The sequence below is a fragment of the Herbiconiux sp. A18JL235 genome (assembly GCF_040939305.1).
In the GTDB taxonomy this organism is placed as follows: Bacteria; Actinomycetota; Actinomycetes; order Actinomycetales; family Microbacteriaceae; genus Herbiconiux.
On record NZ_CP162511.1, the window covers coordinates 1,420,482 to 1,435,741 of the forward strand.

A 15,260-nucleotide genomic window follows, 5' to 3' on the forward strand; every position below is an offset into this window, starting at 1 on the left:
TGCGCGCCCCGCGGCCTGCGCGCCCAGCGCGTTCCGCGACAGAGCGCGAAGTGCCCCCTCCCACGGCGGGAGGGGGCACTTCGCGTCTTCTCGGCGGCTCTTGTCGGGCGTGCCGGACTACAGCAGGTCGCGCCGGGTCACCTCGGCGATCGCGCTCCAGTCGGCGTCTTTGAGGTCGGGATCGGCGAGGGCTGCCTCGAAGACCGCCTCGAGAGCCGGCATCGTCGCGGGGGAGACGCCCCCCGCATCCGCCACCTGGCGCGCGAGACCGAGGTCTTTGCGGCCAAGGCCGATGTGGAACCCGGGGGGCGTGTACTCGCCGCGGGCGATCATGCCGCCGTAACCGGAGTAGACCACGCCGCCGAACAGGGTGCTCGACAGCAGCTCGGTGAAGAGCTCGGGGTCGACGCCCTGGCGCTCGGTCATGGCGACCGACTCGCCGATCGCCTGCATGGCGTGGATGATGTTGTAGTTCACCGCCGCCTTCACCGCGTTCGCGACCGAGGGGCGATCGGAGACGCGCCAGGTGCGCTTGCCGAGCTCGGCGAAGTACGGCTCCACCCGGTCGAGCGCCTCGGTGGGCCCCGCGGCGAGGATGTTGAGCTGCCCCGCCGCGGCCACGGGCGGGCGCCCGAGCACGGGGGCCGCTACGTAGACGGCTCCTGCCTTCTCGAACGCCTGCGCCAGCCGGTCGGCGAGGTCGGGGCTGATCGACGCCATCATGACGTGGGTCGCACCACGGCGCCCGAGCTCGGCGATCGCCGCCTCGTCGAGCACGCTCTGCACGGCCTCGTCGTTGGCGAGCATCGAGAACGACAGCTCGGGCGCGAGCGCCTCGGCGGCACTCGCCGCCCGCCGGGCGCCCGCGGCCTCGAGTTCGTCGACGGCGGCGGGGGAGCGGTTCCACACCACCACGTCGTGGCCGGCGTCGACGAGGCGGCGGGCCATGCCCGAGCCCATCGAGCCGAGGCCGAGGAAGCCGATCGTGGTGCGGGCGGCGATCTCACCGGCCTCGGTGGTGCCGTCGTGCGTGGGGTCCGTGCTCACGCTTCGCCGCGTCCCCACGTGGTGTTGAGGTGCGACTGCGAGTCGCGCTCGAGGTTCAGCGGTCCGTCGATGGTGTAGTAGCGCTTGCCCGCCACGAGCAGTTCCTCGGCCGGGAACTTCGTGATGACCTCGCAGCCGTCTGCGGTCACGACGACCTCTTCCTCGATGCGGGCGGCGCCCCATCCGTCGGCCGAGGGCCAGTAGGTCTCGAGCGCGAACACGTTGCCCTCCTGCAGGGTCTCGGGGTGGTCGAGCGAGGTCAGGCGCGAGAAGATCGGCTTCTCCCAGATGGACAGGCCCACGCCGTGGCCGTACTGGAGGGCGAAGGCCGCCTCCTCGTCGGCGAAGCCGAACTCCTGGGCGGTGGGCCACACCGAGACGATGTCGGCGGTGGTGGCGCCCGGCTTCACCAGGGCGATGGCGCGGTCCATGTACTCGCGGGCGCGGGTGTACGCGTCTCGCTGGGCGGAACTCGCCGAGCCGACCGCGAAGGTGCGGTAGTAGCAGGTGCGGTAGCCGTTGAAGGAGTGCAGGATGTCGAAGAACGCCGGGTCGCCGGGGCGGATGAGCCGGTCGGAGAACACGTGCGGGTGCGGCGAGCAGCGCTCGCCCGAGATCGCGTTGACCCCCTCGACGTACTCGGAGCCGAGGTCGTAGAGGGTCTTCGCGACGAGACCGACGGCCTCGTTCTCGCGCACGCCGGGGCGGAGGAACCGGTACAGGTCTTCGTAGGCGGCGTCGACCATCGAGGCGGCCTGGGTGAGCAGGCGGATCTCGTCGGGCGTCTTCACCCGACGCGCCTCCATGAACACCTGCTGGCCGTCGACGACCTGGATGCCCTCCTGCTGCAGGGCGAACAGGATGGGCAGCTCGATCACGTCGACGCCGAGCGGCTGGTTCGCCAGCCCGAACTTCTCGAGCTCGCGCTTGATCTTCTTCGCCACCTTCTGCGCGATCTCGGCCTCGGGCGGGAAGGCTCCGCGGAGGGTGGAGATGCCAGCGCGCGCGCCCGACTCCAGGCGCGGACGCTTGGCGCCCTCGTGCGGGGCGTTGGGGTCGGCGTCCATCTCGGCGGTCGTCGTGTCGAGCCAGGGGTTGTAGAGCTTGTGGTGCTTCGCCGCCGACCCGAAGTCCCACACCACGGGGTCGGTGTTGCGCGTGAGGAGGGCGAAACGGATCAGCTTGTCCATCGCCCAGGTGCCGATGTGCGTGGCACTCATGTACCGGATGTTCGAGAAGTCGAACGCGAGCACCGCACCGAGCTCCGACAGGTCGAGCTCGGCCTTCAATCGGGCCAGGCGGGCGTCGCGCAGCCGATCCATGTCGACGCGCTCCTCCCAGTCGACGGCGTTGGTCCCGGTCGTTCCGGTGCTCTTCATCGAGTCCTCCTCGTATCGCTGATCTCGCGAGTCATGGTGTCGCCGACGTGCTTGAAACTGCACGGGCGTACAGCATGACTTTACAGCACCCAGACCGTACAATGGGAGATCTTCGGTCGGACGTGCAGTGCAGAGCCGCACCACGAGACCATGACTTCCAGGGGAGCCCAGATGCCGGACAGCCTCGGTGAACGCCTACGCGAAGCCCGCACCAAGCGCGGACTAAGTCTGCGCAGCGTCGCGCAGTCGCTCGGCGTCTCGGCCTCGCTCATCTCGCAGGTCGAGATCGGCAAGACGCAGCCCTCGGTGCAGACGCTGTACGCGCTGGCGAGCCATCTCGGCGTCTCGCTCGACGAGCTCGTGGGCCTGCCGGCCGGGCCTGCGCCCGAAGACACGAAGACCCCTGAGATGTTCGGGCACTCGGGGCCCGCGTTGCCCGACGTGCAGCGGGGAGCAGAGAATCCCGTCATCGAGATGGAGAACGGCGTGCGCTGGGAGCGGCTCGCCGTCGGTGCGGGCGGCCCCGTCGACGCCCTCCTCGTCACTTACGAGCCCGGCGCCGCGAGTTCGGTCGAGGGCAAGCTGATGAGGCACGCCGGTGTGGAGTACGCATACCTGCTCGAGGGCGAGCTCACCCTGCACATCGACTTCGACACCCACGTGCTGCAGCCGGGCGACTCGTTGCAGTTCGACTCGGTGCGACCCCACCTGTACTCCAACCAGGGCAGCGTTCCGGCGAAGGGTGTGTGGTTCGTCTTCGGGCGGCGTCAGCACAACCAGTCGATGCGGGATGCACCTGTGGTGTCGAGCGCGGCGGCGGTGGGTTCTGCGTCGGCGCCGGGATCGGCGGTCGACGTGCTCCGCGCAATGGACGGGCTGTAGGGGTTCGGCGGGGCCGGGTGTCCCGGGGGTTCGGCGGGGCCGGGTGGTCGTGGCCACCTCGGCCCCGCCCCGTCTTGTCGTTCTGTGTTCTCAGCTCTTCCTGTGCACCGCGGGGCGCGCATCCGTCGCCCAGGGGTCGACCAGCGTCTTGATCTGCGTGCTGCGGCCCTCGAGGAGGGGCTGGAGTGCGTCGTCGGCCACGCGGTCGAGCGGGATGACCTCGCCCGCGATGTCCGACCAGTCGTCGCGGGTGCCGAGCAGACGCACTGCCTCGGGGAAGTCGGTCGAGAAGACGTGCGCGACCGTGCCGATGATCGTGTACTCGCTGAGGGTCCACTTTCCGAGGGGCAGGGCCGGCTCGCCGCGCTGGATGCCGACCGGCACGATCGTCGCGCCGGGCTTCGCTGCGTCGAGCACCGAGGCCAGGCCGGGGCCGGAGCCGCTGACCTCGAAGAACACGTCGACATCCATGCCGAGCTCGTCGAGCTGCTCCGTGAGCGAGGTGGTGCCGGCCTTCAGCGTCTCCGCCGCGCCGAGGCGCTGAGCGAGCTCGAGACGCTCGTCGTTCAGGTCGACGACGAGCACGCGCGCCCCGGTGGCCGCGGCGGCGACGGTGATGAACGCCCCGATGCCGCCGACGCCGACCACCACGGCGTCATCGCCCGCCGACAGTCCGCTGCGCCGCACCGCGTGCACGGCGATCGCCATCGGCTGGGTGAGCCCGAGGGTGTCGAGGGAGAGACCCGAGTCGGAGACGTCGAGCGTGATCGACGCGGGTGAGACGACGTAGCCCGACAGCCCGCCGTCGTGATGGAAGCCGATGGTGGAGTAACTGCGGCACAGGTTGGTGCGGCCTTGGCGGCACGGCTTGCACTCGCCGCAGGAGATGCCCGCGCCGCTCACCACGGTCGCGCCGACCGGGGGTGCGGTGACGCCGGGGCCGACGGCCTCGACGACGCCGGCGAACTCGTGGCCGAGCGCGACCGGCGGCTTCGCGAGAGCGAGGTGATGGCCGAACTCGGTGGCGTCGCTGCCGCAGACGCCGCAGACCGCGACCCTGATGAGCACCTCGCCAGCCCCGGGCGTCGGTGTCGGGTGGTCTTCGATGCGCAGATCGCCGACGTCGTGCAGCACTGCTGCGCGCACGGTCTTCTCCAGGGTCACGCGAAGGCCCCTTCGGTGAGGGGCAGCTGAGCGGCGGAGCGCTCGGAGATCATGCGGCTGAGGAACTTCTCATAGACCGCGAGGTGGTCGGGGTGGTCGAGGTAGCTGTCGAGCCCTGCCGCATCGTCGAGGATGGCCGCGACGCCGTAGTCGGCGCCGGCCGGGCGCAAGTGCAGGTTGGGCCCCGCCGTGTAGGACTTGATCTCGGGGATGCCCTTCGCCATCTCGCGGAGGGCATCGGTGAGCCCGCTCACGTCGGCTTCGGTCACGTCGTCCTTCCAACGGAATGAGGCGATGTGGAGGATCATCGGTTTCCTGCTCTCTTCGTCGAGGTCTGCTTATCGGCCGAGTGTCCTGATCGACACCGTGTCCAGTATCAATTTACACTTGGACTGCGCGATGTCGAGATCATCGGTTCGTATGACAATTCTCGGATGTCGCGCTAGTCTCACAGTGCCGTCACGCAATACCAAGGGAGGTAGACGGATGAGCGGACCTCGCATCGCTGTTCTGGGGGCAGGCGCCAACGGCGCCTCCATCGGGGCCGATCTCACGAACGCCGGTCTCGACGTGGTGCTGATCGAGCAGTGGCCGGCGCATGTCGAGCGGATGCGCGCCGAGGGTGTGCGCATCATCACCCCTGAGAGCGAACTGCACGTGCGCCCGAGGGTCATCAACCTCTGCGAGGTCGCCGAGCTCCGGCAGTCGTTCGACGTGGTGCTGATGCTCATGAAGGCCTACGACTCCCGTTGGGCTGCAGAGCTCATCCGCCCCTATCTCGCCGAAGACGGCCTCATGGCCGGGGTGCAGAACGGCATGACCGCCCGCGTCGTCGAAGACGTCGTGGGTGCGCACCGCACGATCGGAACGGTGATCGAGTGCTCGGCGACGATGAACGAGCCCGGGGTCGTGCATCGGCACACCGGTGTCGATCGCTCATGGTTCGCTGTGGGTGAGCTGCCCGGCGGGCCCGCGGGGCGCTCCGAGGAGATCGCCGCGCTGTTGCGGCACTCCGGCACCGTGGCGCACTTCGACGACATCGAGGCGGCGAAGTGGATGAAGCTGGTGAGCAACTCCACGTTGCTCGTCACCTCCGCCATCCTCGGCCTCCCCATGCTCGACGCCCTGCACACCCCGGGTTACCGGGAGCTCATGGTGGCGGCGGGCAACGAGGCGATCGCCGTGGGTATGGCCCTCGGTCACCCTGTGCTCCCCATCTTCGGTCTCACCGCCGACGAGATCTCCGACCCCGATCGGGTGGTCGAGATCATGACCGACAAGCTTTTCGCGGGCTTCGTCGTTCCCGGTGCGACCACGACCGTGCTGCAGGACTGGGAGAAGGGCCGCCACAGCGAGGTCGATGACCTCAACGGACACGTGCTCGAGGTCGGGCGTCGCCTCGGCGTGCCGACCCCGGTGAATGCTGCCGTGGTGGAGGTCGCGCACCGCATCGAACGGGGCGAGGCGCGCCCCGAACCCGGGCATCTGGCGGAGCTGTCTCGAGCCATCGCGTGAGGTCGCCCGTGCTGGCGACGGCGGCGACCCTCGCCGCTGGCGCCGCCGTGGCCGTGCAGACCTCGGTGAACGGGCACGTCAGCGTCGACACCGGGTCGCCGGTGCTCGCCACGGCGGTGAACCACGGCTCGGCGCTCGCGATCGCCCTGATCGTCGCCCTCGCGATGGGCGCCCTCCCTCGCGCGGTGCGGTCGCTGAAAGCGCGGCGGAGCGAGATCAAGCGCTGGTGGTTCTTCGGTGGTCTCATGGGCTTCGTCGCCGTGCTGGCCATCATCACCGTCACCCCCGAGGTCGGTGTGGTGGCCGTCGGGGTGGCCATCACCCTGGGACAGCTGATCGGCTCGGTGATCGCCGACTCCTTCAACCTCGGGCCCGGAGGAAAACGCCGCCTGAACCTGCTGCGCACCGTCGGGCTCGGTGTCGCAGTCGTGGCGGTGCTCGTGGGCGCGATCGGTCGCTTCGACGTGAGCAACGCCCTCGTCATCCCGATCGTCGTGCTGGCGGGTGTCGTCATCGCCATCCAGCAGGCCGCCAACGGCTGGCTCGTCGTGGTGACGGGCGAGTTCGCGGCGATGTCTGTCATCAACTTCCTCACCTCGGGGGTCTTCGTGGGGTTGGCGCTGGTGGTGTCGTTGTTCGTGCATCCGATCGACTTCGGGTCGTTGCCGCCGTGGGCTCCGCTCGGCGGGCTGCTCGGCGCGGTGATCGGAGTGGTGACCGCGCTCACCGTGCGCACCATCGGGGTGCTGAGCGCCATCCTGTGCATCGCCGCCGGCCAGGCCATCGCGTCGGTGCTGCTCGACCTGGTGGTGCCGGTCGACGCCCTCGGGCTCACGCCCACCGCCGTCGTCGGCGCGGTGCTCGCCGTGGCGGCTGTCGGCATCGCCGGGCTCGGGGCAGCCGCTGCGGCCCGTCGTCGCGGCCCGATCTCAGACGCCGACGCGACCACGGCGGTGGCTCCCCGATGACTCGACGGCATGCAGGTGCCGGCTCTCCGCCGACCTCGAGGGCCGGCGGGCGCCGCGGACGGCGCTCTGACGCCGGCTCCTCGGCGATCGGGTGCCCGAGGCCGGGCCCCAGACGCAGCCGTGGCGCTGCCTTCTCGGCGACGGGTGCTCGGCAGGTCGCCGGAGCCGCCGCCGTGCAGACACCGCCCGACAGGAACGGAGAGCGCCGATGCCCACACGAGTGACCGCTGCCGTCGCCCATCGCGGCGAGACCGAGCTGAGGGTCGAGACCATGACGCTGCGTGACCCGGGGGAGCGCGACGTGATGGTCGAGATCGACGCGACGGCGTTCTGCTACAGCGACTGGATCGCCGTGCGGGGCGATACCGGGCTGCCGGGTCTCGTGCCCGATCCCTACCCGGTGGTGCTCGGGCACTCTGCGGTGGCGCGGGTCGTCGAGCGCGGGGCGGCATCGGGCATCGACGTGGGCGCGCGGGTGATCGTGACGGCGACTCCGGAGTGCCGCGAATGCTTCTGGTGTCGCAGCGGCCGCATCGACCAGTGCGAGAAGCTCTTCGTGCCGGCGCCGGTGATCGGCACGCTCGACGACGGGCGCGAGGTGCGGGCGCCCGGGGCGTCGGCGACGTATGCGGAGCGGAGTGTTCTTCGCGACATCCAAGTCTTTCCGGTGCACAGTGATCTCCCTGATTCGTGGCTGGCGATGTTCGGCTGCGGCATCATCTCGGGCATGGGAGCCGTGGTGAATGTGGCGCGGGCCGAGAGTGGCAGCTCGGTGGTGGTCGTGGGGTGCGGGCAGGAAGGTCTGTGGATGATTCAGGCCGCGCGCATCCTGGGGGCAAGTCACATCGTGGCTGTCGACCCGCTCGAGGAGCGGCGGGAGCTCGCTCTTCGAGTCGGCGCGACGGCCGTCGCCGACCCCGGTCTGGAGCCGAGCGCCGAGGGAGCCGAGCGGGTGCGCGACGTCGTTCTCGGAGCGACGGGCGGGCGCGGCGCCGACTATGGCTTCGACGCCGGCGGCAGCGTCGAGTCGGTGCAGCAGGCGTTCGCGCTGACGCGCATCGGTGGTGTCGTGACGATCACCTCGTACGTCACCCGCGACACCTCGGTCTCGCTCCCGCTGTTCGACCTGGCGCTGCGCGGGCGCGACCTCCGAAGCTCGCAGAGCGGACGGCTCGACATGACACGCGATCTGGCTCAGTTCCTCCCGTGGCTCGAGTCGGGCGCCGTCGACGTCGACGCCATGCTCGGCCCCGTGCGCCCCCTCGCCTCGATCAACGACGCCCTCGCGGCCTCCCGCGACCGCACCGAGATCACCCCCATCCTCACCCCCTGACCCCGGCCTCCCGTCACACGTTCTTGCGGACAAAGTCCGTGAGGAGCTCCGTTGTCACGGACTTTGTCCGCAAGAACGTGGATGGGACTGGGGAGGGAGCCTCGAGTCGGTGTGGGGCACGTGCCGAGCCCGAGCAGGGGGCGTTGGTCGCGCAAAATGCTCGGATCCGGCGGGATAAGCGCACTTCGAGCGACCAAGGTGGGTGGGGTGAGCAAGGCCGGCGCGGGTGAGGTGACGAGGCAGGTGGTGGTGATGCGGCGCAGCGATGATGTGCGTGCCGCGACGCGCCGCGACGCAGCGAGGCGCGGGTGAAGAGACGGGGGGAGCACACGAGTGCGCGTGGAACTCTAAGCCCCCGCGCCCGGCGTGGTGCGTGCCGGGAGCGGGGGCCTGAGGATGCGCGCCGCGTGGTGCTAGGCGCGCCAGACGGACTTCAGGGAGACGAACTCGCGGATGCCCTCGACGGAGAGCTCGCGGCCGATGCCGGAGTCTTTGGTGCCGCCGAAAGGGAGCTCGGGGTAGGAGATGGACATGCCGTTGACGAAGACGGCGCCGGCGACGAGGCCGTCGATGACGGCCTCCTCTTCGGCGGAGTCGTTGGTCCAGACGGCGGAGCTGAGGCCGAAGGTGGTGTCGTTCGCCACAGCGAGGGCCTCCTCGACGCCCGAGACCTTGAACACCGTGGCGACGGGGCCGAAGGCCTCCTCGGCGTACAGGCGCATCGACGGGGTGACACCGGTGATGACGGTCGGCGGGTAGAACCAGCCGTCGCCCGAAGGAACCGTGCCGCCGGTGGTGGCGGTGGCACCCTTGGCGACCGCGTCGTCGACCAGCTCGACCAGGTCGTCGCGGCCCGAGGAGGTCGCGAGCGGCCCGACGTCGGTGGTCTCGGCGGTCGGGTCTCCGACCCGCAGTGCCGCCATCGCCTCGGTGAACCGAGCCACGAATTGGTCGTGCACCTGCTCGTGCACGATGAAGCGCTTCGCGTTGATGCAGGCCTGACCGTTGTTGGTGGTGCGCGAGGTGACCGCCGTGGCGACGGCTGCCTCGAGGTCGGCGCTCGGCAGCACGATGAACGGGTCTGACCCGCCCAGCTCGAGCACCACGTGCTTCACCTCGGAGCCCGCGATCGACGCGAGCGAGCGCCCGGCGGGCTCGGAGCCCGTGAGGGTGGCGGCCACCACGCGCGGGTCGCGCACCACCCGCTCGACCCGGGCCGCGGGGATGAGCAGCGCACGGAACGACCCCGTGGGGAACCCGCCGCGCTCGAACAGCGTGTCGAGGTACAGAGCGGCCTGAGGCACGTTGGAGGCGTGCTTCAGCAGGCCCGTGTTGCCCGCCATCAGAGCAGGGGCGGCGAAGCGGATGACCTGCCAGATCGGGTAGTTCCACGGCATCACCGCGAGCACGGGCCCGATCGCCTCGTAGCGCGTATACGCACCGGAGGCGTTCATGCGCGAGGGTTCCTCGATGGTGCGCCCCTGCAGGAACGCCTCGGCGTTGTCGGCGTAGAAGCGCATCGTCTTCGCCGACTTGTGAACCTCGGCTCGCGCCTGCGCGAGCGTCTTGCCCATCTCGGTGGTGAGCATGAGTGCCGCTTCTTCGACGTCAGCGTCGAGCAGATCGGCCGCCTTGTGCATCCACGCGGCACGCTCGGCGAAGGTGCTGGTGCGGAGCGCCTCGAAGGCCGCGACGGCCTCGCCGATGCAGGTGTCGACCTCCTCCTCGGTGTGCGCCTCGAACTCGCGCTCGGTGACGCCGGTGGCGGGATTGATGGTGGCGATGGCCATGGTTGCCTTTCGGTAGGGAAGGAGGGAAGCGGAGAAGAAAAGGGGTTACGGCGCCGCGAAGATCTCGGGGTGCCGTGCCAGCTCGAGCCGCGTGCGCCTGATGTGCGACGCGAGCACGCGCTCGGCCTCGTCGGCGTCTCGCCGGCGCACGGCGGCCACGAGCAGGTGGTGTTCGTGGTGCACGCTGCGGTCGCCCTCGGAGAGGAAGACCGAGGTGTACGCGCGCCGGTAGGGCTGCGTGCGGTTCCACAATCGAAGCACCGTGTCGAACAGCATCGTGGTGGTGGCGGCGCTGTAGGAGGTGAGGTGGAACTCGCGGTCGAGCCGGAGGAAGGTCTCGATGTCGCTCGCCGACTCCATCTCGAGGGCCAGGTGCTCGAGCTCGTCGATGGACTCGGGCGACAGCAGGGGCACGTTGTAGCGCAGCAGCAGCGGCTCGAGCCGTTCGCGCACCTGGTAGACCTCCTCGCTCTCGGCGAGGTTGAGGCTCGTGACCCACGCCCCCGTGTTCGCCACCACGGTGACGAGCCCCTCGGCCTCGAGCATGCGGAGTGCCTCGCGCGCGGGCACACGGCTCGCGCCGTAGCGCTCGGCGACGTCTTCTTGCCGGATGCGCGCCCCCGGCGGGTGCACCCCCGCGAGGATCGCCTCACGGAGTTCGGCCGCGACGCGGGCCCCGGCGGCGCCGTGGCTGGTGTGCTCGAGAGTCATACCGGTCATTCTGCCGGGTGGGCCGGGTGCCAGAGCTTGACCGGAACATCTGTGGAGGAGTGCTCGTAGGCCTTGCCCTGGGGAAAACTCACCAGCTCGAGCTGCAGGCCCCACGGGGCCTTGAAGTAGACCCAGCGCTGCCCTTCCGCGGCCTGCTTGCTCGCGACAGGCTCTCCCATCACCTCGACGCCGTGCGACCGCAAGTGCTCGACCGCCGCATCCATGTCGTCGACGTAGATCGCCAGGTGATGACCCCCGATGTCGCTGTTCATCGGCGGAACGAGCACCTGCTGCCGCTCGTCGTCGGCGGGCACCCGGTACTCGAACACCTCGAGGTTCGATCCGTTCCCGAGCCGGTAGAACCGGATCTCGCTGATCTCGGTGCGCGGCGACACGCCGATCTGCACCTGCATCCAGTCGTCGTCGGCGCGTTTGGCGCCGAGCGTGTAGACGTGCACCGCACCCAGCACGCCCACGAGGAACGCCTCCGCCTCGTCGAGATCGGGCACGGTGATGCCGATGTGGTCGATGCCCCTGGCTCCGGGGATTCCGTTGCTCATGCGACCTCCTTGACGCTTCGATTGGATCCATTATGCGCGCAACGAGTGCCGAAAGCCAGAGAAGAAGCAGAACCGTGCTTGTAATTGGATGCAATGTTGTCTACCGTGAGATCACCAGATGTGCCGCCGGGCGCATCCGTGCGGAAGGAATGGCGAAGATGCCGAAGACGCGTCGACTTGACACCGGGGTCTCGTGGCAGCAGCTCACGACAACGCCCGCAGACTGGAAGGCGGCCGATCCTGCCCTGCTCGGAACCATGCTCGCCGAGCTCCACCTCATCAGGGCGTTCGAGGAGACGGTGCTCGAGCTCGCGAGCGAGGGCCTCGTCCACGGTCCCGCCCACTCCAGCATCGGTCAGGAGGGCGGTGCGGTCGGCAGCATCGTCGGTCTCGGTTCCACGGATGCGGTGAACGGCTCCCACCGCGGCCACCACCAGTTCCTGGCCAAGGCGCTCACCCACGTGTCGCAGGGAACCATCGACCCCGCGAACCCGGTCACCCCCGCCATCCAGGGCGTGCTGCAGAAGACGCTCGCCGAGATCCTCGGCCTCGCGCAGGGCTACTGCTCCGGCCGTGGCGGATCGATGCACCTGCAGTGGTTCGAGGCCGGCGCCCTCGGCACCAACGCGATCGTCGGCGGCGGTGCGCCCATGGCCACCGGCAACGCCTGGGCGCAGAAGCACTCCGGCACCCGCGACATCACCATCAACTACTTCGGCGACGGCGCGGCCCAGATCGGCTCGGTGCTCGAGTCGATGAACCTCGCCGCGGCCTGGAAGCTTCCGGTGATGTTCTTCATCGAGAACAATCTCTACGCCGTGTCGACCCGCGCCGACGAGATCACCGCCGACACGCGGTTCTCGGTGCGCGGCCAGGGCTTCGGCATCCCCTCCTGGCGCGTCGACGGCATGGACCCGCTGGCCGTGCACCTCGCCACCCAGGCGGCCGAGGAACGGATGCGCGCCGGCGACGGCCCCACGATCATCGAGGCCGAGGTCTACCGCTTCTTCCACCAGAACGGCCCGTACCCCGGCAGCGCCTTCGGCTACCGCCCGAAGGACGAGGAGGCCGAGTGGCGCGCCCGCGACCCGCTCGACCGCGTCGCCCGCGAGATGACGAAGCTCGGACTCATCGACGAGGCCGGTGTCGCCGCTGTGCGCGAGGCCGCGAAAGCCGGCATGGCCGCCGCCGTGGCCGAGCTGCTGGAAGCCGACCCCGACTCCGAGGGCAAGCGCCGCATCCGCCCCGACCTCTGGCCCGACCCCGGGTACGTCGACGTGGGCGTGCGCGGCGACGCGAGCGAGCTCGGCGCCCTGACCGTCGCCGAGCCCATCGAGCACGAGGGCGGCTGGCGCGACCTCAAGTTCGTCGACGCCGTCTCAGGTGTGATGGACCGCCGCATGGAGACCGACCCGCGCATCGTGGTGCTCGGCGAAGACGTGCACCGCCTGAACGGCGGCACCAACGGCGCCACCAAGGGCCTGGCCAAGAAGTACGGCCCCGACCGCGTGCTCGGCACCCCCATCAGCGAGAACGCCTTCACCGGCCTCGGTGGCGGGCTCGCCCTCGACGGCCGCTTCCGGCCGGTGGTGGAGTTCATGTACCCCGACTTCATGTGGGTCGCCGCCGACCAGGTGTTCAACCAGATCGGCAAGGCACGCCACATGTTCGGCGCCAACACCCCTGTCCCCTTCGTGCTGCGCACCAAGGTCGCGATGGGCTCGGGCTACGGCTCGCAGCACCTCATGGACCCGGCGGGAATCTTCGCCACCAGCCCCGGCTGGCGCATCGTCGCCCCGTCGACGGCTGCCGACTACGTGGGCCTCATGAACGCCGCACTCGCCCTCGAAGACCCGGTGCTCGTGATCGAGCACGTCGATCTCTACGGCACCGCCGACCGCGTGCCCGAGGGCGACCTCGACTACATCCTCCCGCCCGGCAAGGCGGCGGTGCGCCGCGAGGGCTCCGAGGTGACCGTCATCAGCTACCTCTCCATGGTGCGCCACAGCCTCGAGGCCGTCGAGCAGACGGGTATCGACGCCGAGGTGATCGACCTGCGCTGGCTCGACCGCGCCTCGATCGACTGGGACACCATCGGGGAGAGCATCCGCAAGACCAACTCCGTGCTGATCGTCGAGCAGGGCGCCCAGGGCACCTCGTACGGCGGCTGGCTGGCGGATGAGATCCAGCGCAGGTTCTTCGACTGGCTCGACCAGCCCGTCGAACGTGTCACAGGAACGGAGGCGTCGCCGAGCATCTCGAAGGTGCTCGAGCGCGCCGCCATCGCCCGCACCGAAGAGGTCGTCGCCGGCCTCGAACGTGTTCGACTCGGATTCGGAGACCGCTGATGGCCACGCTCATCCGCATGCCGGAAGTTCTCGCAGGCGCCGCAGAGGGCGCCATCCAGTCATGGCTGGTGCAGGTCGGTCAGCCCGTCGTGGTGGGCGAGCCGCTCGCCGAGGTCGAGACCGAGAAGGCGACCGTCGAGTACGCCGCCGAGATCGGCGGAACCCTGCTCAAGGTGCTCGTCGACGAGGGCGCCTCGGTGAACGTGGGCGACCCCATCGCCGTGGTGGGCGAGCCCGGCGAGAGCGCCGACGGCGTGACCCCGGATGCTCCTGCTGCTGCGGGCGGGGTCGCTCCGGATGCTGCGCCCGCGTCGGGCGGGAACGCTCCGGATGCGCAGGCCGCGCTCGGCGCGACGGCTCCGGATGCCGCTGCCGCCGCCGCGACCGCCGCCGAGCCGAGCTCACCCGCGCCCGAGCCGGAGACCGCCCCCGAGAGCACGAGCTCGCCGGTCGCCGACGCGCCGACCACGCTGCCGTCGGACGGCAGCCAGGCCGACACCGCTGCCGCCTCCGGCTCCGCGTCCGCTGCCGCCTCAGGCGACGCCGGCGCCGACACCGGCGGCCGCCTCTTCGTGAGCCCGCTGGTCCGCCGACTCGCGAAGGAGCGCGGCATCGACCCCGCGACCCTCCGCGGCACCGGCCCGGGCGGCCGCATCGTGCGCGCCGACCTCGAGCGCGGCCCCGTTGCGGGCGCCCAGCCGACCGCCCCGGCCACAGCAGGGTCCGCCGACGCGGCGACCCCCGCATCCGCGCCGGCTCAAGCCGCGCCGGCCCAGGCCGAACCCGCCCCGGCACCCGCTGCCGCGAAGCCCGCGACCTCCGCGGCCCCCGCCCCCGGCGGCGCCGGCTTCACCGAGGTGCCGCACACCGGCATGCGCCGCGCCATCGCGCGTCGGCTCACCGAGAGCAAGTCGACGGTTCCGCACTTCTACCTCGTCGCCGACTGCCGCGTCGACGAGCTGCTCGCGTTGCGGAAGTCGGTGAACGAGGCGTCGCCGGTGAAGATCTCGGTGAACGACTTCGTGCTGAAGGCGGCGGCAGCGGCGTTCGTCGAGGTGCCCGAGGCCAACGCGACCTGGAGCGACACCGCGGTGCGCCGCTACGACAGCGTCGACATGTCGGTGGCCGTCGCCATCGACGGCGGGCTCGTCACCCCCGTGCTGCGGGGTGTGGAGAGGTCGTCGCTCTCCGAGATCGCACGCACCGTCGCCGATCTGGCGAGCAGGGCCCGCTCCGGCGGCCTCCGCCAGCACGAGCTCGAGGGCGGCAGCTTCGCGGTGTCGAACCTCGGCATGTACGGCGTCACGGAGTTCTCGGCGATCATCAACCCTCCGCAGTCGGCGATCCTCGCCGTGGGTGCGGCGCGTCAGCAGCCCGTGGTCGTCGACGGCGAGCTCGCGGTCGGCACCGTCATGACGGTGACGCTCTCGGCTGACCACCGGGTGCTCGACGGCGCTCTCGCCGCGCAGTGGCTGGCGGCATTCGTGAAGAAGATCGAGAGCCCGTTCTCGATCCTCGTGTGACGCCGGGCGCGGCCCGGTCGATTCCGTGGTTTTTCCGGGG

At 70.3% G+C, this 15,260-nt stretch carries 13 protein-coding genes; 6 read left to right on the forward strand and 7 right to left on the reverse strand.

Going from position 1 to position 15,260, the window contains the following annotated elements; translation table 11 throughout:
• Nucleotides 1–117 precede the first annotated feature (117 nt).
• Both ABFY20_RS06580 and ABFY20_RS06585 read right to left on the reverse strand, forming a co-directional pair.
• Entirely contained in the window at nucleotides 118–1,047 is a 930-nt protein-coding gene (locus ABFY20_RS06580; protein ID WP_368499141.1) for an NAD(P)-dependent oxidoreductase, read from the reverse strand.
• The gene (locus ABFY20_RS06585; RefSeq protein WP_368499142.1) at nucleotides 1,044–2,426 is read right to left on the reverse strand and encodes a M24 family metallopeptidase; all 1,383 of its coding nucleotides are present in this window, start codon (nucleotides 2,424–2,426) and stop codon (nucleotides 1,044–1,046) included. The genes ABFY20_RS06580 and ABFY20_RS06585 overlap by 4 nt, the downstream gene beginning before the upstream one ends.
• Before the next feature lie 171 nt (nucleotides 2,427–2,597).
• Here ABFY20_RS06585 and ABFY20_RS06590 point away from each other — a divergent pair, with 171 nt between their 5' ends.
• Nucleotides 2,598–3,308 (forward strand): helix-turn-helix domain-containing protein, encoded by a 711-nt coding sequence (locus ABFY20_RS06590; protein ID WP_368499143.1) that lies wholly within the window; start codon nucleotides 2,598–2,600, stop codon nucleotides 3,306–3,308.
• Nucleotides 3,309–3,398: 90 nt separating this feature from the next.
• Here the strand turns inward: ABFY20_RS06590 and ABFY20_RS06595 are convergent, their stop codons facing one another.
• Together ABFY20_RS06595 and ABFY20_RS06600 are read right to left on the reverse strand one after the other, a co-directional pair.
• The gene (locus ABFY20_RS06595; RefSeq protein ID WP_368499144.1) at nucleotides 3,399–4,472 is read right to left on the reverse strand and encodes a zinc-binding dehydrogenase; all 1,074 of its coding nucleotides are present in this window, start codon (nucleotides 4,470–4,472) and stop codon (nucleotides 3,399–3,401) included.
• A complete protein-coding gene (locus ABFY20_RS06600) occupies nucleotides 4,469–4,780 on the reverse strand; it encodes a Dabb family protein (protein ID WP_368499145.1) in 312 nt (103 codons plus the stop codon). Before ABFY20_RS06600 ends, ABFY20_RS06595 begins: the two co-directional genes overlap by 4 nt.
• A gap of 178 nt (nucleotides 4,781–4,958) precedes the next feature.
• On the opposite strand from ABFY20_RS06600, the gene ABFY20_RS06605 reads away from it, so the two are divergent.
• The 3 genes from ABFY20_RS06605 (at nucleotide 4,959) to ABFY20_RS06615 (ending at nucleotide 8,288) form a co-directional block, all read left to right on the forward strand.
• Nucleotides 4,959–5,987, forward strand: coding sequence for a ketopantoate reductase family protein (locus tag ABFY20_RS06605; RefSeq protein WP_368499146.1), 1,029 nt, complete (start codon nucleotides 4,959–4,961; stop codon nucleotides 5,985–5,987).
• Entirely contained in the window at nucleotides 5,984–6,955 is a 972-nt protein-coding gene (locus ABFY20_RS06610; protein ID WP_368499147.1) for a DMT family transporter, read from the forward strand. The genes ABFY20_RS06605 and ABFY20_RS06610 overlap by 4 nt, the downstream gene beginning before the upstream one ends.
• Before the next feature lie 208 nt (nucleotides 6,956–7,163).
• Nucleotides 7,164–8,288 (forward strand): zinc-binding dehydrogenase, encoded by a 1,125-nt coding sequence (locus ABFY20_RS06615; protein WP_368499148.1) that lies wholly within the window; start codon nucleotides 7,164–7,166, stop codon nucleotides 8,286–8,288.
• A 413-nt stretch (nucleotides 8,289–8,701) separates the two neighbouring features.
• Here ABFY20_RS06615 and ABFY20_RS06620 read toward each other — a convergent pair whose 3' ends face one another.
• The 3 genes from ABFY20_RS06620 to ABFY20_RS06630 are packed head-to-tail and all read right to left on the reverse strand — an operon-like array spanning nucleotide 8,702 to nucleotide 11,349.
• Nucleotides 8,702–10,078 carry an aldehyde dehydrogenase family protein gene (locus ABFY20_RS06620; RefSeq protein ID WP_368499149.1) on the reverse strand — a complete coding sequence of 459 codons (1,377 nt, stop codon included), beginning with the start codon at nucleotides 10,076–10,078 and terminating at the stop codon, nucleotides 8,702–8,704.
• A 45-nt stretch (nucleotides 10,079–10,123) separates the two neighbouring features.
• A complete protein-coding gene (locus ABFY20_RS06625; protein ID WP_368499150.1) occupies nucleotides 10,124–10,789 on the reverse strand; it encodes a GntR family transcriptional regulator in 666 nt (221 codons plus the stop codon).
• Between the two features lie 5 nt (nucleotides 10,790–10,794).
• Nucleotides 10,795–11,349, reverse strand: coding sequence for a VOC family protein (locus ABFY20_RS06630; protein ID WP_368499151.1), 555 nt, complete (start codon nucleotides 11,347–11,349; stop codon nucleotides 10,795–10,797).
• 158 nt (nucleotides 11,350–11,507) lie between these two features.
• Here ABFY20_RS06630 and ABFY20_RS06635 point away from each other — a divergent pair, with 158 nt between their 5' ends.
• Both ABFY20_RS06635 and ABFY20_RS06640 read left to right on the forward strand, forming a co-directional pair.
• Entirely contained in the window at nucleotides 11,508–13,697 is a 2,190-nt protein-coding gene (locus tag ABFY20_RS06635) for a thiamine pyrophosphate-dependent enzyme (RefSeq protein ID WP_368499152.1), read from the forward strand.
• Nucleotides 13,697–15,220, forward strand: a complete 1,524-nt coding sequence (locus tag ABFY20_RS06640; protein ID WP_368499153.1) for a dihydrolipoamide acetyltransferase family protein — start codon at nucleotides 13,697–13,699, stop codon at nucleotides 15,218–15,220. Before ABFY20_RS06635 ends, ABFY20_RS06640 begins: the two co-directional genes overlap by 1 nt.
• Nucleotides 15,221–15,260 lie beyond the last annotated feature (40 nt).

Coding starts and splice junctions, on each gene's coding strand:
- ABFY20_RS06605 (WP_368499146.1), top strand. CDS start 4,959: ATGAGCGGACCTCGCATCGCTGTTCTGGGGGCAGGCGCCAACGGCGCC.
- ABFY20_RS06625 (WP_368499150.1), bottom strand. CDS start 10,789: ATGACTCTCGAGCACACCAGCCACGGCGCCGCCGGGGCCCGCGTCGCG.
- ABFY20_RS06590 (WP_368499143.1), top strand. CDS start 2,598: ATGCCGGACAGCCTCGGTGAACGCCTACGCGAAGCCCGCACCAAGCGC.
- ABFY20_RS06600 (WP_368499145.1), bottom strand. CDS start 4,780: ATGATCCTCCACATCGCCTCATTCCGTTGGAAGGACGACGTGACCGAA.
- ABFY20_RS06585 (WP_368499142.1), bottom strand. CDS start 2,426: ATGAAGAGCACCGGAACGACCGGGACCAACGCCGTCGACTGGGAGGAG.
- ABFY20_RS06630 (WP_368499151.1), bottom strand. CDS start 11,349: ATGAGCAACGGAATCCCCGGAGCCAGGGGCATCGACCACATCGGCATC.
- ABFY20_RS06615 (WP_368499148.1), top strand. CDS start 7,164: ATGCCCACACGAGTGACCGCTGCCGTCGCCCATCGCGGCGAGACCGAG.
- ABFY20_RS06640 (WP_368499153.1), top strand. CDS start 13,697: ATGGCCACGCTCATCCGCATGCCGGAAGTTCTCGCAGGCGCCGCAGAG.
- ABFY20_RS06620 (WP_368499149.1), bottom strand. CDS start 10,078: ATGGCCATCGCCACCATCAATCCCGCCACCGGCGTCACCGAGCGCGAG.
- ABFY20_RS06635 (WP_368499152.1), top strand. CDS start 11,508: ATGCCGAAGACGCGTCGACTTGACACCGGGGTCTCGTGGCAGCAGCTC.